The organism is Paenibacillus sp. FSL R5-0810 (assembly GCF_038002285.1).
GTDB classification, from domain to species: Bacteria; Bacillota; Bacilli; order Paenibacillales; family Paenibacillaceae; genus Paenibacillus_AQ; species Paenibacillus_AQ lactis.
Window position 1 is genome coordinate 458,540 of the sequence record NZ_JBBOCF010000001.1, and the last position, 21,937, is coordinate 480,476.

General features: G+C 54.8%; 18 protein-coding genes. 15 read left to right on the forward strand and 3 right to left on the reverse strand.

The genetic code is table 11. From position 1 onward, the window contains the following. Positions 1-3: 3 nt before the first annotated feature. The 5 genes from MKX76_RS02075 (at position 4) to MKX76_RS02095 (ending at position 2,774) form a co-directional block, all read left to right on the forward strand. Positions 4-387: a nuclear transport factor 2 family protein gene (locus MKX76_RS02075; protein WP_007127905.1), complete on the forward strand. Its 384-nt coding sequence runs from the start codon at positions 4-6 to the stop codon at positions 385-387. A 99-nt stretch (positions 388-486) separates the two neighbouring features. Continuing rightward, on the forward strand, positions 487-1,098 hold the full coding sequence (locus tag MKX76_RS02080) for a hypothetical protein (RefSeq protein ID WP_007127906.1): 612 nt from the start codon (positions 487-489) through the stop codon (positions 1,096-1,098). 21 nt (positions 1,099-1,119) lie between these two features. Then, positions 1,120-1,623 (forward strand): GNAT family N-acetyltransferase, encoded by a 504-nt coding sequence (locus MKX76_RS02085; protein WP_213614527.1) that lies wholly within the window; start codon positions 1,120-1,122, stop codon positions 1,621-1,623. 244 nt (positions 1,624-1,867) lie between these two features. Continuing rightward, on the forward strand, positions 1,868-2,344 hold the full coding sequence (locus MKX76_RS02090; protein ID WP_341032869.1) for a DinB family protein: 477 nt from the start codon (positions 1,868-1,870) through the stop codon (positions 2,342-2,344). A 28-nt stretch (positions 2,345-2,372) separates the two neighbouring features. Then, complete coding sequence (locus tag MKX76_RS02095; protein WP_341032870.1) at positions 2,373-2,774, forward strand: zinc ribbon domain-containing protein; 402 nt, start codon at positions 2,373-2,375, stop codon at positions 2,772-2,774. Between the two features lie 113 nt (positions 2,775-2,887). Here the strand turns inward: MKX76_RS02095 and MKX76_RS02100 are convergent, their stop codons facing one another. Beyond that, positions 2,888-3,766 (reverse strand): carbohydrate ABC transporter permease, encoded by an 879-nt coding sequence (locus MKX76_RS02100; RefSeq protein WP_144872022.1) that lies wholly within the window; start codon positions 3,764-3,766, stop codon positions 2,888-2,890. A 36-nt stretch (positions 3,767-3,802) separates the two neighbouring features. Then, positions 3,803-4,729 carry an ABC transporter permease gene (locus MKX76_RS02105; protein ID WP_007127911.1) on the reverse strand — a complete coding sequence of 309 codons (927 nt, stop codon included), beginning with the start codon at positions 4,727-4,729 and terminating at the stop codon, positions 3,803-3,805. A gap of 460 nt (positions 4,730-5,189) precedes the next feature. On the opposite strand from MKX76_RS02105, the gene MKX76_RS02110 reads away from it, so the two are divergent. The 6 genes from MKX76_RS02110 (at position 5,190) to MKX76_RS02135 (ending at position 17,839) form a co-directional block, all read left to right on the forward strand. Continuing rightward, positions 5,190-7,469, forward strand: a complete 2,280-nt coding sequence (locus MKX76_RS02110) for a helix-turn-helix domain-containing protein (RefSeq protein WP_210094768.1) — start codon at positions 5,190-5,192, stop codon at positions 7,467-7,469. 208 nt (positions 7,470-7,677) lie between these two features. Continuing rightward, complete coding sequence (locus tag MKX76_RS02115; RefSeq protein WP_341032871.1) at positions 7,678-9,195, forward strand: extracellular solute-binding protein; 1,518 nt, start codon at positions 7,678-7,680, stop codon at positions 9,193-9,195. Positions 9,196-9,493: 298 nt separating this feature from the next. Next, positions 9,494-10,873, forward strand: a complete 1,380-nt coding sequence (locus MKX76_RS02120; RefSeq protein WP_077567323.1) for an alpha-L-fucosidase — start codon at positions 9,494-9,496, stop codon at positions 10,871-10,873. 6 nt (positions 10,874-10,879) lie between these two features. After that, positions 10,880-13,996 carry a glycoside hydrolase gene (locus MKX76_RS02125; protein ID WP_341035013.1) on the forward strand — a complete coding sequence of 1,039 codons (3,117 nt, stop codon included), beginning with the start codon at positions 10,880-10,882 and terminating at the stop codon, positions 13,994-13,996. Positions 13,997-14,330: 334 nt separating this feature from the next. Further along, the gene (locus MKX76_RS02130; RefSeq protein WP_341032873.1) at positions 14,331-16,631 is read left to right on the forward strand and encodes a glycoside hydrolase family 3 N-terminal domain-containing protein; all 2,301 of its coding nucleotides are present in this window, start codon (positions 14,331-14,333) and stop codon (positions 16,629-16,631) included. A gap of 41 nt (positions 16,632-16,672) precedes the next feature. Beyond that, positions 16,673-17,839 (forward strand): glycoside hydrolase family 125 protein, encoded by a 1,167-nt coding sequence (locus tag MKX76_RS02135; RefSeq protein ID WP_341032874.1) that lies wholly within the window; start codon positions 16,673-16,675, stop codon positions 17,837-17,839. 138 nt (positions 17,840-17,977) lie between these two features. On the opposite strand, the gene MKX76_RS02140 is transcribed toward MKX76_RS02135, so the two are convergent. Beyond that, positions 17,978-19,021 (reverse strand): LacI family DNA-binding transcriptional regulator, encoded by a 1,044-nt coding sequence (locus MKX76_RS02140; RefSeq protein WP_341032875.1) that lies wholly within the window; start codon positions 19,019-19,021, stop codon positions 17,978-17,980. 255 nt (positions 19,022-19,276) lie between these two features. Here MKX76_RS02140 and MKX76_RS02145 point away from each other — a divergent pair, with 255 nt between their 5' ends. From MKX76_RS02145 to MKX76_RS02160, 4 genes are all read left to right on the forward strand, one after another. Continuing rightward, complete coding sequence (locus MKX76_RS02145) at positions 19,277-19,846, forward strand: 2-phosphoglycerate kinase (protein WP_341032876.1); 570 nt, start codon at positions 19,277-19,279, stop codon at positions 19,844-19,846. A 67-nt stretch (positions 19,847-19,913) separates the two neighbouring features. Then, a complete protein-coding gene (locus MKX76_RS02150; protein WP_034272811.1) occupies positions 19,914-20,393 on the forward strand; it encodes a hypothetical protein in 480 nt (159 codons plus the stop codon). Positions 20,394-20,532: 139 nt separating this feature from the next. Then, entirely contained in the window at positions 20,533-20,955 is a 423-nt protein-coding gene (locus MKX76_RS02155; RefSeq protein ID WP_341032877.1) for a VOC family protein, read from the forward strand. A gap of 66 nt (positions 20,956-21,021) precedes the next feature. Beyond that, positions 21,022-21,867: a PIG-L deacetylase family protein gene (locus tag MKX76_RS02160; RefSeq protein WP_341032879.1), complete on the forward strand. Its 846-nt coding sequence runs from the start codon at positions 21,022-21,024 to the stop codon at positions 21,865-21,867. Positions 21,868-21,937: the final 70 nt, after the last annotated feature.

Here is a 21,937-nt window from a genome sequence, read left to right on the forward strand (position 1 = left end):
CTAATGGGAGATGTTCAAGTTCAATCGCTCATTGAAAATTATTTGGATGCTTATAACTCCTTTGATGTTGAAGGTATGACCAGGCATCTGCATGAGGACATTGAATTTCGAAATGTTCGTGACGGTGTAGTAGATACGGAAACTAAAGGAATCGAGCAATTTCGTGCCTTAGCTGAACAGTCTCTGACGATATTCTCACAAAGATGCCAGATCATGAAGCAGATCACGATTACAGGTGATAAAGCTGAGATTGAGGTGGATTACGAAGGGGTATTGGCTGTGGATCTGCCGAATGGGATGAAAGCCGGGGAATCTTTGAAACTTACAGGAAGATCAATGTTTCTTGTGCAGGATGACAAGCTAAGGGTCATCGAGGACTATAGTTAGACCGCAATGCAGCGGAACTAGAGGGAGGCGAAGATTAGCAGGCTCCATGCCCCCCAATCTTTTTCAAAGGTTACATATAAAATAAAGGGGGCAGAAACCGTGAATGGTAAGCCTCAGCTCGTATTAGATTTAGCGGGGGTATTGGTGAGCAATTTTTCATCGACTTTTTGGCCAGCGATATTCGGAGAGTCAGGACTTTCATTTCAGCGTATTCGGGAGCAATTTGACGAAGTGCGAAAAGATCTTTGGACCGGGAAGCTCAGTGAGGGCGATTTTTGGATTTGGTTATGCAACCGCATCAAATGGGTGAATAGAGAAGAGGCCCGGAAGCTGCTGATTCAGTCACTGGAGCCGCTTCCTGCCATTCACTCCTTAGGGCAGTGGAGCCAAATCGCAGATATTCATGTTTTAAGCAATCATTGTAAGGAATGGCTGGAACCGATTCTTGACCAAATCGAGCCTCATACCAAAAGCATCACCATCTCTAATCAAGTAGGCTTATCGAAGCCAGATATCCAAATATATCACCATGTAGCACAATATTTTGATGATTATGGCGCCTCCCATCCCATGGTTCTTTATATCGATGATCAAGAAAAGAATCTGATCCCCGCTATAAAGCTCGGCTGGAACACTCTACTTGCCGACAATAAGCATCAATGGCTCCATCAAGTAGAGCCGATCCTTTCTGGAATACGCTGCGAGAAGTAGAAAGCAAGGAGGCAGAAGATCATGAAGATTTCCGTGTTAAATGGAGCGGATGCTCCCTCATATCAAGAGGTTCGACTAGACGGGCTAAGAAGGGATCCCCATGCGTTTGGCTCCACCTACGATCGGGAAGTGAAGTTCTCTCTGGAAACGGTAACGGAAAGAATACAACCGAGTCGGGATAAATTTGTTTTAGGGGCTTTTGAGGAGGATGGATCACTAGTTGGAATCGTAACCTTTATGCGAGAGAGCGGCATGAAGACGTTACATAAGGGCAATGTGTTTGGAATGTATGTGATTCCCGAGAAGCGGGGAATGGGGGTCGGAAGACAATTGATGGAGGAACTGATTCGAAGAGCCAGGGAGGCGGAAGGGATCGAACAGATTAATTTAACGGTCGTCTCCGATAATCATCCTGCTAAGCAATTATATCAGTCCATCGGATTTCAGACGTTTGGATTAGAGCGAAATGCCCTTAAGTTCGAAGGCCAATACTTTGATGAGGAATGGATGGTGCTTAGACTGTAGCATCCTTCGTTCTTTAACGATGGCTGATTTGCTTAATAGAAGTAGTAGAAAGAAACCGATTTACCTGGTCTTTTTTTGTGAGAAGTCCATGTTCCACTGTCTATACTTCGGCGCCCTTCAAGATGTATAATCATGGAAGAAGCTCTAACCACAACCACCTCCGCCCAAGATAAGGGCATTTTAAGGTCGGGGTGGTTTGGTAATGATTGGAATGTTAATAGTTTCTCACCAAGGAGTGATAGTGATGAACAAACAACTGATCCAACTATATGACTACAACGTATGGGCGAACGAGCGAGTGATGGATCATCTTGACACGCTGCCAAGCGAAGTCTTCTTAAGGGAAGTCGATCTAGGGTTTAAATCCATTGCCGAAGTGGTTAGTCACCTCGTCTCTGCGGATAACATATGGTTAAACAGAATCAAAGAAGAACAGGTTTCGACCTTCGCAAAGAAAGCATTCACGGATCTTAAGGAAGCGCGCCAGGAGATGGACGAATTACAGTCGCAAATTCGCGATTACGTATCATCGCTGACCGATTCGGAGAAGAAGGTCTCGTATACGATGGCAAGTGGACGGCAAATGGAAAATTCAATCGCCGAGATCCTTCAGCATGTCGTGAATCACGGAACCTATCATAGAGGCAATATAACGACCATGCTTCGATCCTTCGGTTATCAGGGGGTAATGACGGATTACCTTGTCTTTTTAATGAAGTGAGGCGTGTCGATGAGAGGGGGGGAGATAGATGCGGAGCATAAAGCCAGGACGTGGGCCGTCAGCCATGGGAGCGGCTGGAAGCGTTGTTGTTGGGCTGTTCGGCGTGTTCTGGACGATCTCGGCCGCGAACATGGGGGCTCCTGTATTCATAGTCATTTTCGGGATTGTCTTTGTCGGCATCGCAATTGTGCAAGGGATTTTCCATTATAAAAATGCGACGGGCGCTAACCGCATGTCGGTGTACGATATTACGGATAACGAACCAGATCCCTTCGATCGATATGTTGGTCAAGATTCGAGGCAGGATCATAAGGGCGACTTGCCGGTTCCCCAAGGTGATTTCAACTTTTGTCCTTATTGCGGAAGATCCATCGACAATGATTTGTACCAATATTGTCCGAAGTGCGGAAATGAGATCGAAGCAGGATGAGGCGTCTCTCGCTGTTCAATCCCGTCTCATTCAATACGACATAAAGAGGCTAACCGCCATAGCGGTTAGCCTCTTTATTGTTGCATCTGAGCAGCATTGTATCAATCACTGCCCTATTCCTTCAACGAGCCGATCAGCAGGCCTTTGATGAAATACCGCTGCAGGAACGGATAGAACAGCACCACCGGACCGATCGTCAGAATGGCAGTAGCCATCTTGACCGATTCCTGCGGCAGCGTCTGGGTGCCGAGAATGGCACCGCTGCTCTGCATCTGCTGGATCATGCTGATTTCCGAGTTCAGTTTAAACAGCAGGTACTGAAGCGGGTAGAGCTTCTCGTTATCCACGAGCATGATGGCGTTAAACCAGTTGTTCCAGTAGGCGATGCCGTAGAACAGCGTAATCGTCGCAAGGACGGGCATGCACAGCGGAAAGAAAATCCGGAACGCGATATAGAAATCGCTGGCGCCGTCGATCTTCGCAGCCTCCGTGAGGGAGGCAGGAATCTGGGACATATAATTGCGCACAAGAAACAGGTTGAACGGATTGAATACCAGCGATGGAATGATCAGCGCCCAGATCGTGTTGTTCAATCCAAGATTAAGGTTAATGAGGTACCAAGGGACAAGCCCTGTGTTAAATACCATCGTGATGAAAAAGAACAATCCGAGCCGGTTGCGGTAACGGATGTGCTTGGCGGCAAGCGTATATCCGGCCATGGACGTGATCGTTACGGCCAGGATGGTGCCGACCACGGTGACGAAGATCGAGATCATATAGCTCCGGTACAGCGGCGTGCTGCCGAACAGGAGCAATTTGTAGGCATCGAGCGACAGCTCGGTCGGAAACAGCTGGTAGCCGAATTGTTTAATGCTGGCTTCATCGGTGAAGGACACCATGAGCACGAGCAGCATCGGCAAGATGCACAGGATGGAGATGATGCCGATCAGAACGGCGTTTACGGTGTTGAACAATTTAGGTCTGGACGTCATCGGTATTCGCTCCTTTCCGAACGGTTCCGGCTCGTATTAGAACAACGCATGGTCCGGATTCACCTTCTTCACGATTTTGTTGCTGCCCCACACGAGGATGAAGCCGACCACAGACTGGTACAGGCCGACAGCCATCGCCTGTGCCGGGTTCCCGATGGTGCGAAGGGAACGGAAAACGTACGTGTCGATGACATCGACGGTCGGATACAGGAGGCCGTTGTCCTTCACGATGGCATAAATCATATCGAAGCTGCCGTACATAATTTTGCCAAGCGCCAGCAGCGTCAGAATGGACACGGTTGGCAGCATGAGCGGAATGGTGATATGGCGGATGAGCTGCCAGCGGGTAGCGCCGTCGATCCGCCCGGCTTCGTAGTAGCTGTCGTCAATGCCCGTGATGGCGGCCAGATAAATGACGAGGTTCATCCCGAGGTCCTTCCAGACCGCCGCGATCGTGAGGATCCATGTCCAATATTTCGGCGATGCATACCAGTTGACGGGATCGACATGGAAGAACGCCAGGATCCGGTTCAGGATGCCGTAGTCCGTCGACAGCAGGCTGTAAATAATGTAGCTGACAATGACCCAGGACAAGAAATGGGGGAACAAAATCGTGGACTGCGTCACCCTGGAGAACCAGCGGCTGCGAAGCTCGTTGAACAGGATAGCCAGCGCCATAGCGGCAATGGTTCCGACGATAATGAACAAGAAGTTGAGCTTCAGGGTGTTGAAGGTGACTTCCCATGCCCGGGGCGACGAGAAGAAGAACTTGAAATTGTCAAAGCCGACCCAGTCCGAGTTGAAGAGCCCGGTCTTGAAGTTGAATTTCTGAAACGCGATAAGCATGTACGGGAGCGTGAAATAGCCGAAGACCAGCGTATAGATGGCGGCCGGTACGATGAGCAGGTACGCGGAGCCGTTCGAGCGGATTTCACGCAGAAAGCCGGAGCGGCTTTTTTTCATAGGAGGCACGTCCTTTCGTTTATGATGGGGCTGCAAGCGTCAGCAGTTCTGTTTCGAGTGTAAAGAGAGTTGCCGTGACCCGTAAACTATGAAAATGGAGTTTGAGCGGATTGGAAGGCAGGAAGCGGACTTTAAAAACGGGAAAAAACTTCGAATTTTCGTATTCAGGTCTGCGCCTCCAGATTGAAAGAATAGCGGTAAAAGCCTGATTTTATAAGGGGTTTGAGCAGGGAGGCCAAAGATGGAATGGAAAGCTTTGAATTATAAGAATGCGTTTTCATATTGATGAATGCACGCTGCAAATGTAAGATGAGAGTAAAATGCGGATCCGAACCCAGCGATCCGGTGGGTTGATTGCTTCAATAATCTGACATAGATATTACATATAATGACAGCGATGTTGTTGGATTTTAGATGGAAGTCCATGCTTCATAAAAGACAAATGGCAAGGGGGGAGAATATGATCCGGCAGCGATTGTTCCGTTATGCAGTGTACCGCAACATGTTTCTCAGTTTTGTTTTGCTTACGGCAGCCATGATTGCCCTTGTAACCGTCGTCCTGTTTACGATGTTCTCCTGGAGCACCGCGAAGGAGGTCGGGAAAATCTCCGAGTCGATGCTGAAGCAGAACAGCGCCGTATCCAGCGTCATCCGCGATCAGATCTATAATGTCGGCAACCTGCTGCTCAGCGACAAGGAGATCGTGAACGCCTTGTTGGATAAAAAAGCCGATCCGCTCAAGCAGTACGGCGTGTTCGGCACGCTGAACCGAATTCAGTCCACTTACCCGTTCATTCATTCCATTGGAATCTATAACGGCTCGAACAATACGTATCTCAACACGAAAGGGATTACCAAGGAGCAGGAGAAGGAGCTGCTTGAGGAGATCAACAGCAAGAATACGACGTATTTTCACCTCTTCCCGCGCAGGATATCGGTCGCCAGTTCACCAAGCCGTAGCGAAGACGTGCTAACCTTTGTCCTTCTTCCGAGCTACTATTCGCCGCTTAGCTCCAAAGGCGCCATTGTGATCAACATGAGCACCTCCACCATTCAGGAGCTCATTGGCGGATACCGGAACGAAGCGGTGGATTCGCTGTATGTTATTGATGATCATGGAACGATCATTACCCATTCGGACCGGGCCCGCTTCATGGAGGATATTTCGCAGGAATCGTATGTGCAGTCCATTCTGTCCTCCACCTCGGAAAGCGGCTATTTCACCCGCTCCATCGACGGCAGCAAGAGCATTGTCACCTACGTCAAATCGAAGGATATGAATTGGACGTTTATCAGCGTGAGCCAATATCAAAATCTGCTGTTCAACATGCAGACCTTGCGAACGACGGCGTTGATCCTTGCGTTGGCCTGCTTTGTCGTCAGCATCTTCCTGTCGATCTGGCTGACCCATCATGCGTACAATCCGATTCGCCACCTGCTGGAGAAGATGATTCCCCTTCCGAAAATGAAGGAAAACCGCCGTCAAATCAACGAATTCGCTATCCTCGATACGACCTACGCAGAGATGACGGAACGAATGCGGTCGATGGAATCCGAAGCTTCGGTCGCCCGAGAGGCCCAGGTGCTGCAGCTGCTCAGCGGCGGCGATGAGACGGCATTCCGGCGCTTGGCCAGAGACGGCAAGGGGCCGTTTTTCCTGGCGGCAGCCCTCCTTCTCGATAGCCAAGACGGCTCGCCCGGCGGTGAGGACGGGGAGCTGCAATCGTATTCCTGCGCCGCCGTCGCCCGGGCTGCCCAGCAGATGCTGGAGCCGGAGGGAGCGTGGGTGGCCGCGGTCGGGGAAGGCGTCGTAGCGGTTATTCTGCCGATCAAGCAGAACCGGCCGCCGATCCGGGTAACCGGCATGCTGGAGGAACTGCAGGGCGAAATGCTCCGTACGCTCCGCGTATCCGTCACGGTAGGAATCGGAACGGCCGCGCAGACGTACGAGGAGCTGCGTGAGTCGTTCGATTACGCGCAGTCCTGCTTCCGGCAGCGGTTTTTCGAAGGCAAGGGCAGGCTGTTCCATTGCGATCCGGTCGTCGCCGCGGAGAAGGAGCGGTCGGATGCGCAGTATCCGGACAAGCGGGAGAAGCGGATCATCGAGGCCATCAAGCTGCAGCAGCGGGACAAGCTGGAGAAGGAAATTGACCTGTGGATCAAGGAGATCCGGGATTACAACTACCATGAAGTAATGTTTTTCATGAATCAGTTCATCGGCGGTCTGTACAAGCAGCTCAATGTCCACACGGTGAAGAGCCGGGAGAGTGCGGAGCTGTTCCTTGGCTTCACGCGGCGCATTACCCGTTTCCAGACGCTGCAGGAAACCGCGGATGCCTTGAAGGAGCTCGCCCTGCGGCTTTGCAGCCTGTCCGAGGAGTCGGGCGCGGTGCGGCATGCCGAGGTCGTGGACTTCATTCAGATGTATGTGCGAAAGCACTATGCACGGCCGGATATGTCGCTCGAGCAGGTGGCGGGCGAGGTCAAGCTGTCCCGAAGCTATGTCGGCAAGCTGTTCAAGGCGCATTGCGAGCTGTCGTTCAACGATTACTTGAATGCCGTCCGCCTGGAGAAAGCCAGAGAGCTTCTCGTGAGCACCGAGGAGTCGGTGCAATCGATCAGCGAGAAGGTGGGCATTTTGAATACGACTTATTTCTATACGCTGTTTAAAAAGCATTACCAAATCTCGCCTGCGCAGTTCCGAAGCCAGCATGCGATTGAGACGAAAAAAGCGCAGTGACGGACCGTATATAGTGCATTTTCAAAAATTGAAGTTCTGGTGGCTTCCTGACCTGGTTCATGATGGATAGAGGACTTATTGAACAGCCTCTTCAAGTGTTTTAAAATGGCGAAATCGATCATTTTGAAGTATACGCAATCGCCGATGTCTCCTTAAGATAGGAACCGTACCGCAAGACCAAACCAAATGAAGTCAGGGGGAGACAGGCATGAAAAAAAGGAAAGCGCTAGCAATGTGGTTGGCCGCGATGTTCATTATTTCCGTGATCGCGGGCTGCTCCGGCGGAGGAGATGCCGGCGGGGAGAAGGGCTCCGCAAGCGGGGAGAGCGGCGGAGAGAAGAAGCTGCCCGTCCGGTACTTGCTCCCGGGCACCGCGCCGCAGGATTTGGATACCGCGGTTAAAGCGATTAACGAAAAGCTTGAGGCCGACGGTCTGAACCTTACGTATGAACCGACGTACATCGCATGGGACGTATGGGATCAGAAGACCAACCTCATGATGTCCACAGGCGAAGAATTCGAGCTGATCGCCATCATGCACGATACGAAAGGGCCGACCGTGCTTGCCGGGACGGGCGGGATCATTCCGATCGACGATCTCCTGAACCAATACGGCACCGAGCTGAAAGCCTCCATGCCGGACTGGATTTGGGAATCCGCGAAAATCGACGGCAAGATCACCTACGTGCCGAACTTCTGGGCGGACACCGCTTATAATGACGGCATGTTCACGATCCGGACCGATTTGCTTGAGGCCAATGGCCTGACGCCGCCGAAATCGCCGGAGGAGCTGCTCGATGCGGCAGAGACGCTGCAGAAGAACTGGCCGCAGGACAACAAGAACGTATATATCAAAATGCTGGAGGAGCCTGCCTACTTCCTGCACACGACCTACGACACCTATCCGTTTACGGTGGCCGACAACATGATCTACATCGACCAGCAAGGGAACGTGAAGTCCTGGCTTGAGACCGAGGAGTTCAAAAAAGACGTGCAGTACATGAACGAAGCCTATGCGCGCGGACTGATCATGAGCGATCTGTTGACGACGCCTACGGAAGTCATCAACCAGGAAGAACTGGCCGGACGTTATCTGTACCGTCCGGGGGATGTCGGCTTGAGCGACGCCATCCTTCAATCCTTCCCGGATGCCAAGCTGGATATTTACTATTTGGCTGACCAGCCGAAGTTCAGATCGTATGCGATCCGGAACTCGAACGGGGTATCGGCAACGTCTCCGCACCCGGAAGCCGCCATTCAGTTCTTGAATTGGGTATACAGCAGCCAAGAGAACATGGATCTCGTGCAGAGCGGCGTGAAGGACGTGCATTGGAAGGATACCGGCAAGAATACCAAGGATTATCTCGCCAAGAACGAGAACGGTTCTCCGACGTACGAGCTGCCGTACTGGCTGCTTGGTCACGTCGAGATGAACCGGTATCCGACGAATACCGACCCGGCGCGTCTGGAACGCCGTACAACCATCGCGGACGATGCCGTGAACAGTATTACGATCGGCTTCACCTTTGATCCGACGAATGTCGCCTCCCAGTACGCCAACTGCATTGCCGAGCTGAAGACGAGCGTCTATCCGGTCATGCACGGGGTTGTGAAATACGAGGACGGTTACGACAAAATGCTTGCTTCCATGAAGGCTGCGGGTCTTGACGAGGTCGTGGCGGAATACAAGCGGCAATTCGATGAATGGAGAGCGAGTCAGCAATAATCGCTCCTCACCTGGGGTGCGACACATCCATTAGAAACAAGGCAATCCCTCGCCCGGCTTCAGCCGGACGAGGGATTGTTTTTTGGGTGGTGCGAATCATGAAGCAGGCTGCCTGGAAATGAGACTTCAATCGATCGATATTGGCCATTTTCGAAGTTTTCCCTCAAAAGTAAAGTGTTCAAGACAGGCCTCTACGGGATAGAGTAAAGCTCATACCAAGCCTCTTTATCGAGGCGAACCCATCATAATCGCGGTTGACCTGCCAAGCGGCGGATCAGCCTTAAGGAGGACATGAAGAATGACCAATCAGGCGCCAGCCATCCGGGAAGGGTGGAAATGGTTTACGGAAAGCCGGTACGGCATGTTCATTCATTTCGGGCCGTATGCCCAATACGGACGCGGCGAGCAGGTTCTGTTCCGGGAGCATCTGGACCAGAACGAATATGCACGGAGGGCCTGTGAGTGGAATCCGGAGTTTTTTGACGCCGAGCTGTGGGCCTACACGGCCCGGAAGGCCGGCATGAAGTATGCATGCTTGACGACGCGCCATCATGACGGATACTGCCTATGGGATACAGCCACGACGGATTACTCCAGCGCGAAGCAGGCTCCCGGCCGGGATCTTGTCCGGGAATTCACCGACGCCTTCCGAGCGGAGGGGCTTCGGGTGGGCTTATACTACTCCTGGATCGATTGGCGGATCCCGGCCTATTTCGACGGACCGGAGAAGGATCCGGAAGGCTGGGAGGTCATGAAGCGCTATTTGCATACCCAGGTGGAAGAGCTCGTTACGAATTACGGACGCATCGATCATTTCTTCTTCGACGGGGTGTGGCCGAGAACGGCCGAGGACCTGGACAGCGTGAAGCTGGTGGAGCGGATGAAGTCGATTCAGCCCGACATTCTGGTGAATAACCGTCTAGGGCTGTCCGAGGAGGAGAAGCTGCATGCCGACGGAGGCGGCGGATCCGGGGATTCCGAGGTGCTGGGCGACTTTGGTTCTCCCGAGCATGTCATCGTCCCGGACCAGAAGCGGCTCTGGGAGTCCAGCCAGGTGACGACGTGGCGGCTGTGGGGCTATACGAACGGCGAACGCTGGCGTCCGGCCGATGTACTGCTCGACATGCTGTGCGAGTGCGCGGAGAAGGGCGGCACGGTGGGCGGCAATCTCCTGCTCAATGTCGGGCCGCAGCCTGATGGGCAGCTGCCTCCTGCGTTCGTCGAGCGTGCCCTCAAGATCGGGCAATGGCTGGAGGTGCACGGCGAGGCGATTTATGGCTCGGACGGCGGAAACCTGACCGAGTTTATTACCTACGGACGGCAGACCATGAAGGACAATCATCTGTATCTCATTATCCGGTTCTGGGACGGAAGACCGGTGTTGCGGCTGGCGGATCTCATCACGCCCGTAAACCGGGTAACGCTGCTCACGACAGGACAGGAGCTGGATTTCCGGCAGGAGGGTGACGTGCTCTGGATCGAAGGACTGCCGAAGGAGCGTCCGACCGAGCTGTTCCCGGTCATCCGCATCGAATGCGAGAGCCGGCCCGAGACGAACCAGTGGGGACGGGAGCGTCTGTGGACGGGAGATCCATCCCGAATTGCCGATTGGGCGAGAACGCGCGGGACATCCGTCTACGCCGACGGCCAGCCGAGAGACGGAGCCGGAAAGGAGTAAAGGATGATGAGAACGCTGTTATTTTACGACGAGCAGTTCCCGTATCCGGGCGAGCGGCCAACCGCGGACGCGCTGGAGCGGATGAAGGAATGGACGGAGGTCGCAAGCGCCGAGACGTTAGCCGGTCGGTTATCGGAAGGCGGCTGGGATACGTTGATTCACCTTCACGGGCCATATTTTCCAAAAGCGGCTTGGGAGGCGATCGAATCCCATTTGAAGGACGGCGGCGGTCTGGTCCATGCGGGTGGCGTGCCGTTTCGGCGGCCGGTCCGCGAGCTGAACGGATCGTGGCATGCCGAACGCGAGCAGCTGGCTTATCATCAGCGGATGGATATTCACGACGCGCTGGCGGTGGATGTGTCGCGGGTAAGGAAGCTGAAGGCATCTGCCGAATTTCCGATTTTGCAGGGGCGTGAGGAGCTGTTCGGCATTGAACCGACGTGGGGATTGACGCTGCATCCAACCAAGGCAAGCGATATTCCCGCCGAGATGGGGGCATGCGGTCCCATGGACGCCGTTATCTCGCCGCTCTTGATCGGCGAGGACGGAGATCAGCGGGAGCGCTGCGCTCCGGTGGTGATGCTGGAGCAGCACAAGGGCGATTATGCCGGGGGCCGCTGGGTTCTGATCAACCAGCAGCTGCAGGCCATATTCTGGGAAGCGGAAGGTGCGGCCGCGCTGCGGGAGCTGGCTGAATATGCCGGCAGAGGCGTGACCGAGCTTTGGCTGAAGCCGAACTATGCCGCATATGAGCCGGGCGAATCGCCGCAAGTGACGATTCAGCTGCAGGCGCTGTCGCGGACGTCCGTTCCGGCTCAGGCATGGCAGTTCGAGGTACGCCTCATCAAGGACGGTTCCGGGAAGCCCGTATGGTCCGGGCAGGCGAGGTCCGAAGCCGGCGCGCTGCAGCGGGATCTACAGCAGCTTCGCTTATCCATCCCCGTGCGGCTGGAACCGGGCCTTTACCGGATCACGTGCGAAGCCGTCTCCGAGTCCGGTGAACAGCGCAATCTGACCCAGGCGGTATGGGGCGTCGACCGCTCCCTGCTGCAGGCTGGAGATCGGCTGGAGTGCGGACGCGACTATTTCCGCCGCGGCGGCCGAACCGTCCCGATTGTCGGTATGACGTATATGACCTCCGACGTTGCGCGCAAGTTCCTCCATCTGCCGAACGTGCAGCGGTGGGATGCGGATATGGCCGAGATGAAGCGGGCCGGCATCAATCTGATCCGGACGGGGATATGGACCGGATACCGGATGATCATGTTCGCCGACGGCCATGCGGCCGAGGATGTGATGCGGGCGATCGACGCCTTTATTCTGACTGCCAAACGGCATGAGCTGGAGGTGACCTTTACCTTCTTCTCGTTTGCACCGGAAGCATGGGAAGGCGTGAACCCGTACCTGGACCCGCGCTCGGTAGAGGCACAGAAGCGATTCGTGGCTTCCATCGTGACAAGACACCAGGGGACGACCAATGTGCATTGGGATCTGATCAACGAGCCTTCGCTGTTCGATCCGAAGCGGATCTTTGAAGGTCCGGTGACGATCGGAGACCGGTTCGAGCGGAAGGCATGGACCGAGTGGCTCTGGCAGCGGCACGGCAGCGATATTGCGCTGCTCCAGGAGCGCTGGAACATGACGCCGGGCGAGCTCCCTTCGTTCGAAGCAGCTATGGCTCCGAGTCCGGACGACAAGCTGTTCAACAGCGTGCTGCAGCCGAAGAAATGGGGGCCGTGGCTGGATTTCACGCTGTTCACGATGGACATGCATAATCGCTGGGCCTCCGAGCTGATCGGGACGATCCGCCGCTGCGATCCGAACCAGCTGGTTACGGTCGGGCAGGATGAGGGCATCTGCTCCCAGCGTCCGTCGCCGTCCTTCTACGGCCCCGTCGTCGATTATACGACGGTCCATTCCTGGTGGCAGAACGATCATCTCGCATGGGACGGCATATTCACGAAGACGCCGGACAAGCCGAATTTGGTCCAGGAGACCGGTATCATGCACGTGCAGCGTCCCGACGGCATTGCCAAGCGGACGGAAGAGGAGCTGCGCAATATGCTGGAGCGCAAATATGCTTACGCTTTTTCGACCGGGGGAGCGGGGGCCGTGCAGTGGATTTGGAATATCAATTACTTCATGGATAACGCCAACGAATCCAACATCGGAGCGCTTCGGGCTGACGGCACGCAGAAGCCGGAGGCTGACGTGTCCTATGATTTCGGACGCTTTATGAACGAAGCGGCGGGCATCTTCGACGATAACCGGCAGCTGGAGGAGATCGCGGTCGTATTTCCGTATTCGAACGATTTTTCGAGCCGAAAGCTGGCGTATGAAGCAACGACAAGAGCCATGCGTACGCTTACCTTCGGCATGAATGTGCATCCGCGCGGCATCGGCGAATATCAGCTGGCCGATCTGAAGCGGCATCCGGCCAAGGTGATCATCGTGCCGAGCGCGCATAATTTCGACGATGCGGCGTTCGAGGAGCTGCTCGAGCTGGCAAGAGCCGGCAGCACCGTTCTCTGGAGCGGGCCGCTCCGTACCGATGCGTACTGGGGAACGGCACAGGAGCGCCTGCAGTCGGAGCTTGGAGAGACGTTTCATGCGAACGTTCTTCGGGAAGAGACGCTGCAGCTGGCGGGAGATCGTTATGCCGTTTCGTTCGGCGAGCGGAAGATCGGCACATTGGCGGTGGATCGCCCCGCTGGGCAGCCGGACGGCGAGCTTGCGCCGATTACGGTTCCATTAGGGTCAGGGCGGTTCATCTGGTGTCCGCTCCCGGTCGAGCTGAACGAGCGCTGGGAGCCGATTCAGGCATTGTATTCGGAGGCGATTCAAGCGGCCGCCGTTTCGCCGGAGCTGGAATGGCTGAAAGGAGGCGGGCTGCCGGGCATTTACGGCCGCAAGCTGGCGTTTGAACGGGGCAGCCTGTACATCTTCATCTCCGAGTATGGAGTTACAACGGATATCGAGGTACGAGACCCTGATTCCGGAGCGGCCTATCGGTTTCCGTTGGAACGGGAGCGAACCGTTATGTTCACGGCCGACTCCCAAGGGCAGGTACAGACCGTATATCGTCCGGAAGAGGTGCGGATCGTGCGTCATCAACAGGTCTGATATTAGACCTGGACCGCATGCCCATGCTATACCATTAATCGGATTGAGGGGGCTTTTTGTAGATAGGGGAGGCGGCTTCGGCTGCTAAAGACCTGTCCGTCGTCCAAGGGAGGCTCGCCGGCCGATTCGCTCGTGCCGGCGAGCCTCTTTATTCATGCTCCCAAGCTTTGGTTGGCTTGAGGTGCAGCTATTATAAATCCCGCATTGACGGCTGATAAAAAAGAACGTAGACTAGTCGGTAATAACGTTATCACAAATCAACCTAACAAAAATAACGATAGCAACTAAGACATTCTTATGACATTCAATCATTCATGAAAAAGGAAGGTGCCCGATGAATTATAAGAACGCTTCATTGCCGATTGAGCGGCGTGTGGAAGACTTGCTTGCGCGAATGACGGTCGAGGAGAAAATCGGTCAGCTCATTCAGCCGTTCGGCTGGAAAGCCTATACCCGAAGCGATGACGGTACGATTCGGGTGACGGACGAATTTAAGCAGCAGCTTGCGGAAGGCGGCATCGGCTCTTTATACGGAACGCTGCGGGCGGATCCATGGACTGAGGTGACGCTTGAAAACGGGTTATCCCCGCGGGAAGGGGCGGAAGCGGTCAACGTGATCCAGCGCTATGCCATCGAGCATTCGCGGCTCGGCATTCCGATTCTGTTCGGGGAAGAATGCTCCCACGGGCATATGGCGATCGGCGCGACCGTATTCCCGGTTCCGCTTACGATCGGAAGCACCTGGAATCCGGAGCTGTTCCGGAGCATGTGCCGCGCCGTTGCCGCCGAAACCCGCAGCCAAGGCGGCGCAGCGACGTACTCGCCTGTGCTGGACGTTGTGCGTGACCCCCGCTGGGGCCGCACCGAGGAGACGTTCGGCGAGGATCCGCATCTGGTGGCCGAGTTTGCGGTGGCAGCCGTGCAGGGGCTGCAGGGCGACCGCCTCGATGCGGAGGACAGCCTGCTGGCTACGCTGAAGCATTTCGCGGGCTATGGCGCCTCGGAAGGCGGGCGCAACGGGGCGCCCGTCCATATGGGGCTTCGCGAGCTGCACGAAATCGATCTGCTGCCGTTTCGGAAAGCCGTCGAAGCGGGCGCGCAATCGGTGATGACCGCTTATAACGAAATCGACGGAGTGCCGTGCACGTCCAGCCGGTACTTGCTGCATGACGTGCTGCGCGAAGCGTGGGGCTTCGACGGCTTCGTCATCACCGATTGCGGCGCGATCGACATGCTGAAGAGCGGCCATAATACAGCCGCTTCCGGGGAGGAAGCCGCGGCACAGGCTCTCACGGCCGGCGTCGATATGGAGATGTCGGGATCGATGTTCCGGGTGTATCTACGGCAGGCATTGGAGCAGGGACATATCACCGAGGACGACCTGAACACGGCGGTTGGCCGAGTTCTTGCGATGAAATTCCGGCTGGGCTTGTTCGACCGTCCCTATACGAACCCTGAACGGGCGGAGAAGGTCATCGGGTGCGAGGAGCATATTGAGCTAGCCCGCCGCGTAGCGGCCGAGGGGATTGTCCTGCTGAAAAATGAAGGCAACGTCCTGCCCCTGAACCCGAAGACCGGTAAAATCGCGGTCATCGGACCCAACGCCAATGCGCCATACAACCAGCTCGGCGATTATACCTCCCCGCAGCCGCCGGGTCAGATCATAACCGTGCTGGAGGGGATCCGCAGATACATTGGCGAGGATGAGGACTCGCGCGTTCTGTACGCGCCCGGATGCCGAATCCAAGGCGATTCCCGAGAGGGCTTCTCCCATGCGCTGGCATGCGCGGCGGAGGCCGATGTCATCGTGATGGCGATCGGCGGCTCCAGCGCGAGAGATTTCGGGGAAGGCACGATCGATCTCCGAACCGGCGCTTCGGTCGTAACCGGGCTTGCCCAGAGCGATATGGAATGCGGAGAAGGCATCGACCGCTCCACCCTGCATTTAATGGGCGTGCAGCTGGAACTGCTGCAAGAAATCCATAAGCTCGGCAAACCGGTGGTGGTCGTCTATATCAACGGCCGACCGATTACCGAGCCGTGGATCGACGAGCTTATTCCGGCGATCCTCGAAGCATGGTATCCCGGTCAGGAGGGTGGCAGCGCCATCGCGGATATTTTGTTCGGTGACGTCAACCCGTCCGGTCGCCTGACGCTGACCATTCCGAAGGAGGTCGGCCAACTGCCGATCAACTACAATGCGAAGCGGACCCGTGGCAAGCGTTATCTCGAAACGGATCTGGAGCCGAAATATCCGTTCGGCTACGGGCTAAGCTATACGGATTTCCATTACGGCAATTTGAGCGTAGAGCCTGCCGTTATTCCGGCTGACGGCTCCGCCGCGGTCCGGATCGTCGTGACCAACACCGGCCCTCGGGATGGCGCTGAAGTCGTTCAGCTGTATGTCTCCGATCTGGCCGCGTCGGTAACCCGGCCGGAGAAGGCGCTGAAGGCCTTCAGCAAAGTGTTCCTGAAAGCCGGGGAATCCCGGGAGGTGACATTCACGGTCGGACCCGAGCAGTTGGAGCTGATCGGTCCCGACATGAAGGCCGTTGTGGAGCCGGGAGAATTCCGCATTCGGGTCGGTCCCGATTCGAAGCGGGGAGAAGCCGTGAACTTACGGGTTGAAGGCTAGCGACTGGAAGATATTTATGACAACAAGGAGGATCACAAACCTTGATTCAATACAAACTCCCGAAGATTGACATCCCGGACATGAAGCTGCCGGCTGCTGTTCAGGCGACGATGGAGGAGGCCAGAGTCAAGCTGGCGCATCGCCCAAGGCTGCTGCAGCAGTTTTTGAATTGCTTCCCGAACACCCTGGAGACGACAACGAAGCTGATGGATGACGGCACCACATTCGTTATTACAGGCGACATTCCGGCGATGTGGCTGCGCGATTCCGTCGAGCAGGTGATCCATTACGTGCCTTTGGCCAAGGAGGATCCGGATCTGCAGCGGATCATCGGAGGGCTTGTGAAGCGGCATATGATGTATGCAAGCCATACGGGACGGAGCGATATTTTCGACGAGCGGTTCAAGGGGGGCATGGAAGGCATCATACGCCTCTGGCAGACTGAGCAGCGGCATTTCGAGCGTTCAGCCTACCGCTTCCAGCGCCGGAATTGCCCACCGATCGATACGCTCCGGAACGAGGGCATGGGCATGCCGGTCAATTATACGGGAATGATCTGGTCCGGCTTCCGGCCCAGCGACGACGCTTGCGAATTCCATTTTAATATCCCGGCGATTATGTTCGCGGTCGTGTCCCTGCGGCAAATGAAGGACATCGCTAAATGGGTGTTCCGCGACGAAGCACTGGTTAACACCATCTCGAAGCTTGAAGAAGAGGTGGAGCACGGAATCCGGTTATACGGCACCTACCGGCATCCCGAATATGGCCTGATCTACGCCTACGAAACGGACGGTTACGGCAATTACTGCCTGATGGACGATGCCGGAACACCGAGCCTGCTTTCCATACCATATCTGGGCTTCGCGGACAAAGACGACGAGATCTATCAAAATACACGCCGCTTCATCCTGAGCAAGGATAATCCTTATTATTATGAAGGATCAGCCGCCAAGGGGATCGGGAGTCCGCATACGCCGCCCGGATACGTGTGGCATATGGCCCTCGCCATGCAGGGATTAACGGCTTCGACGGATGAGGAGCTCCGGTCGATGATCGATATGCTGGAGACTACCGATGCAGGAACCGGGTTTATGCATGAAGGCTTCCACGCCGATAACCCGGATCAGTATACGCGTTCCTGGTTTGCCTGGTCCAACAGCCTGTTTGCGCAGCTTGTTTTGCAAGGAATGAAGAAGGGCTTGGTGTAACGAAGGGCGCTCCGAATGGACCAGTACTAATACAAAGAAACCCGCTTCTTGAAGCGGGTTTCTTTGTCTGTTGAAGCATATGTTAGGACTGCCCAACCGTCATGGGATGACGGGCACCTTTACATTACTCAAGAACATTCAGGCGCTGTCCCGGACAATTAGCCGGGTCGATAGATGGATCGTCTCCGTAGGAGCGCCGGGACGCTCCATGCGGCGTATCAGCGCTTCGACTGCCCGCTGTCCCAGCTCCTCCTTGCACAGATTGACGGTAGTCAACGAAGGCGTGACAAGGGTTGCGGCTTCCACGTTATCGATGCCGGCGATCCGTGTAAACGCTGGAATGGCATGGCCTTCCGATTGAAGCTTGCGCATCCAGCGGATCGCAATATCGTCATTAGCGCCGATCCACGCGTCAGGGCGCGATGCCGGCCCAAGCTCCAGCATCCGTTCATATAATGACTGCTCCCAGGGAGCTCCGTAACGGATTCTCCATTCGGTAAGCTTGACCGCCCCTTCGGGCTGGCGGCTTATCGTTATCCTGGCACCCGTAAGGCGATCCTCGAAGCTGGGCGACCAGGCCTCATCCGTGATCATGGCGATATGCCTGCATTTCAGGGAGAGCAGATGCCTTGTGATAGCCGCTCCGGCTTCGATATTATCGTTGTTCACTTTATCGCAGGAGGTCAGGTCATCTGTATGATCAACAAGCACGTACGGACGCTCCGCGCGGGCGATGAGGCTGAGAACCGCCTCGGGAAGGTTGCCCATCACCACGATGCCGCCGCACCGGGACCAATCGAGATGGGGAGCGATCGCTTGCTGCGGCGATTGGTCGGCCCGGGCCGGTTCCGGCTCGGGGGACACGATGATCGTCGGATATCCCAGCACGTCGCAGGTGCGCAGCAATCCGTTCAAGACCCGCTGCCAATAAACGGCGTTGGCGGAATGGGCATGACTCATGCACACGAGGATGTACGGGGCGGACGATGCTTGTTCCCGTTCCCCGGTCTGCAAGGCCGGAGCTTGCTGCCGGTGCTGATATCCCAGCGTTTTAGCCAGTTCCATTACGCGCTGCCGCGTAGCTTCGCTGACTCCGGACTTTCCGCTTAGCGCCCGGGAAACCGCATATTTGGATAAGCCGAGCTCCTCCGCGAGGACCCGGATCGATACTTTTCTTGACATAAACGCTCCTGCTCTCTCATTTCATTCATAACCAAATGTTATCCTAATAAAAATAACACTTCGAAACCGGGATCACAAGCTAAGAAGCCTTAAAGACGATTTTAATTTCGAATAGAGAGCCGCTCGTCCGTTGATAGAGTGGTATAATGAACAGGGAATATTTTGAATTTTGAAAACAGTGGAAGCCTCTTGATCCGATCCAGGTCAGTCATACGAACGGTTGATTTACTAGGATAAGCGGAAAGGAACGATAACATGATCATCCTGATCATTGGCAGCAGCTGTACCGGAAAAACGCTGATGGCCCAAACCTTGCTTGAGACGTACTATATTCCTTATGTATCAATCGATCATTTGAAAATGGGGTTATATCGGGGGAATCCGGACTGCGGATTTACACCGCTCGACAGCACGGAGCAGATCGGCAGCAAACTATGGCCCATCGTGAAAGGGATGATCATGACGGCCATCGAAAATCGGCAGCACCTGATCCTTGAAGGCTGTTATGTACTGCCGCGGCATGTGAAGGAGTTGGAGGAGACATATGCTGAGCATGTCATACCGGTGTTTCTGGGTTTCTCGGAACGTTATATCGAAGATAACTTCGATTCCAAGATTATTACGCATCGCAATGTGGTTGAGACACGTGCTTATCCGGAAGACCGTACGGTGTCCCAGCATATCAGTGAACATCAGCGTTTCAGGCAGCAATGTGCCCAATATGATGTCCCGTATTTCGAGATTGACCAGCATTACGAGTCGGAAATACGCAAAGTGTATAACTACATTGAGGAGCAGCGGCGAAGCTTAGAGCGCCGAGCATAAGAACAGATGTCGGGCCTGGTTCATGCTCCAGATGAAAACGACCCGATTCAACGAGGTGAAGAATCGCATGCAAACCTACCAATTTTTAATGGCGATCCCGATAACCGAGCTGGTTACCTACATCGACGATGACAGCGACGAATATGTGGAGGATCCCGTCTTCATGGACCTTAGAAAAGCGCTGGATATCGATATTCCGGTCACCACGATTTACGAGCGATACCTTGATGCGCCGGTTCATTCCGGCGACGTCTTAATGTATGCCTCCCGTAGTCATGGTGATCATTTTGTCGTGCTGGACACGTACAGGGATCCCGTCGATCAGCTGGATCTGATTCGCATCGGATTCGGCTGCACGAAGGAGAAGGTTGCAGTCGTTCGGCAGCTGGTTAGACAGCTGTATGACCGCAGCGATACCTTTATTCACTATGAAGAAGGGCAATATTTTTTGCAAAAGCTGATCGACAACACCGCTTATCCCAAAACCATAGAGTATTACGGTAACGTGTTCCGGCAGCGATTGAAGACATATCCCCAACCCGTTTGAACAAGGCATGAAGACTAATGGAGCGAAACCTTGTGGTTCAATCGTAAACGTTTGGCCCAAGATGTTGCAGGCCGAGCATTGCAGCTACAAAGACTATGTATAAAAAATTTCATTAAAAAACGAACGGGGGCCCCTGAATATGATCCAATCCATCGTACATATCGCGCTTGTTGTAAAAGATTACGACGAAGCTATTGAGTTCTATACCCGTAAGCTGAATTTCACATTGCTCGAGGACACATACCAGCCGGAGCAGGATAAGCGCTGGGTCGTTGTTGCTCCGCCGGGATCGGTCGGTACGACCATTTTGCTTGCCAGGGCATCCAAGCCGGAGCAAGAGCCTTTTATCGGCAATCAAGCCGGAGGAAGGGTGTTTCTGTTTCTGAATACCGATGATTTTTGGCGGGATTACGAGGAGATGGTTCAGCGGGGAATCGAGTTTGTCCGGCCGCCTAAAGAGCAGCCTTATGGAATGGTGGCCGTGTTCAAGGATCTCTACGGAAACCTGTGGGACTTGCTGGAGTTGAATGAGAATCACCCTCTTATGAGAAGATCGAAGTAGCCTTGTGTTTATAATCCAAAAGATCCGCTGAACAATACGCTGAAGCAGAAGGAGCGAACCAGAAATATGTCTCATCCCATTCAAGTCATCGTCATTGCAGCCCATCCCGACGAGCCTGAAATTTATGCCGGAGCGCTTGCGGCTTCTTTCGCGGATCGAGGGCATCGGGTGAAATTCGTGACGCTAACCGACGGCCGCTGCGGTCATCACGAAATGAGCGGGCAGGCGCTCATCGATCGCCGGGTTGCAGAAGCAAAGGAAGCGGCCAGACATCTCGGTGTTCAGGAATATACCGTGCTTCCCATCCCGGACGGGGAGCTGATGCCGACCGTAGAGGTGCGCAAAGAAGTGATCCGACTGATCCGGGGGTGGCAGGCGGATATCGTCATCACCTTCCATCCGGAAGGTCCCGGCCATGCGGACAATCGGAATGCGGGCAGGGCGGTGCGGGATGCAGCGGATTTCGTTGCCAATGTGCCTAACGCCGTTCCGGAGGTTCCGGCGCTGACGAAGTCGCCCCTATATCTGCTCATGCCGGATTATGCGGCAAGGCGTTCGTACAAGCCGGATATCGTTATCGACGCCGGGGATGTCATGGAGCGTAAGCTGCTGGCGTGTGACGCGCATGCCTCCCAGTTTTATGAATTTGCGCCATGGCAAGGAGGCTTCTTGCAGGATGTTCCGGAGCGCTGGGAGGAGAAGCGTCAATTTATTTTGAAGCATTGGGAAACCTTCCTGCGCGTGTCGGATGAGATGATGCCTGCGATTGTGGAGGGGTACGGTGAGAAGCACGCCGCGAAGATCCAATATGCAGAGCCGTTTGAGGTAGCGGATTATAGCAGGAGGCCGAGCGCGGATGAAATCAAGCGGCTGTTTCCGATGCTGACGCCATCCGAGGAATCACTCCCCTGAACCGGAAGCGACCATAATGCAAATTTAGGGAGAATTGATGCCCCACTATGGCCGGATACCGTGATGCAGC

What these genes read in the sequence shown, in the direction of transcription:
- MKX76_RS02120 (WP_077567323.1), top strand. Translation starts at nt 9,494, where the DNA reads ATGACCAATCAGGCGCCAGCCATCCGGGAAGGGTGGAAATGGTTTACG.
- MKX76_RS02155 (WP_341032877.1), top strand. Translation starts at nt 20,533, where the DNA reads ATGATCCAATCCATCGTACATATCGCGCTTGTTGTAAAAGATTACGAC.
- MKX76_RS02095 (WP_341032870.1), top strand. Translation starts at nt 2,373, where the DNA reads ATGCGGAGCATAAAGCCAGGACGTGGGCCGTCAGCCATGGGAGCGGCT.
- MKX76_RS02110 (WP_210094768.1), top strand. Translation starts at nt 5,190, where the DNA reads ATGATCCGGCAGCGATTGTTCCGTTATGCAGTGTACCGCAACATGTTT.
- MKX76_RS02145 (WP_341032876.1), top strand. Translation starts at nt 19,277, where the DNA reads ATGATCATCCTGATCATTGGCAGCAGCTGTACCGGAAAAACGCTGATG.
- MKX76_RS02140 (WP_341032875.1), bottom strand. Translation starts at nt 19,021, where the DNA reads ATGTCAAGAAAAGTATCGATCCGGGTCCTCGCGGAGGAGCTCGGCTTA.
- MKX76_RS02150 (WP_034272811.1), top strand. Translation starts at nt 19,914, where the DNA reads ATGCAAACCTACCAATTTTTAATGGCGATCCCGATAACCGAGCTGGTT.
- MKX76_RS02160 (WP_341032879.1), top strand. Translation starts at nt 21,022, where the DNA reads ATGTCTCATCCCATTCAAGTCATCGTCATTGCAGCCCATCCCGACGAG.
- MKX76_RS02125 (WP_341035013.1), top strand. Translation starts at nt 10,880, where the DNA reads ATGAGAACGCTGTTATTTTACGACGAGCAGTTCCCGTATCCGGGCGAG.
- MKX76_RS02105 (WP_007127911.1), bottom strand. Translation starts at nt 4,729, where the DNA reads ATGAAAAAAAGCCGCTCCGGCTTTCTGCGTGAAATCCGCTCGAACGGC.
- MKX76_RS02085 (WP_213614527.1), top strand. Translation starts at nt 1,120, where the DNA reads ATGAAGATTTCCGTGTTAAATGGAGCGGATGCTCCCTCATATCAAGAG.
- MKX76_RS02090 (WP_341032869.1), top strand. Translation starts at nt 1,868, where the DNA reads ATGAACAAACAACTGATCCAACTATATGACTACAACGTATGGGCGAAC.
- MKX76_RS02115 (WP_341032871.1), top strand. Translation starts at nt 7,678, where the DNA reads ATGAAAAAAAGGAAAGCGCTAGCAATGTGGTTGGCCGCGATGTTCATT.
- MKX76_RS02100 (WP_144872022.1), bottom strand. Translation starts at nt 3,766, where the DNA reads ATGACGTCCAGACCTAAATTGTTCAACACCGTAAACGCCGTTCTGATC.
- MKX76_RS02075 (WP_007127905.1), top strand. Translation starts at nt 4, where the DNA reads ATGGGAGATGTTCAAGTTCAATCGCTCATTGAAAATTATTTGGATGCT.
- MKX76_RS02130 (WP_341032873.1), top strand. Translation starts at nt 14,331, where the DNA reads ATGAATTATAAGAACGCTTCATTGCCGATTGAGCGGCGTGTGGAAGAC.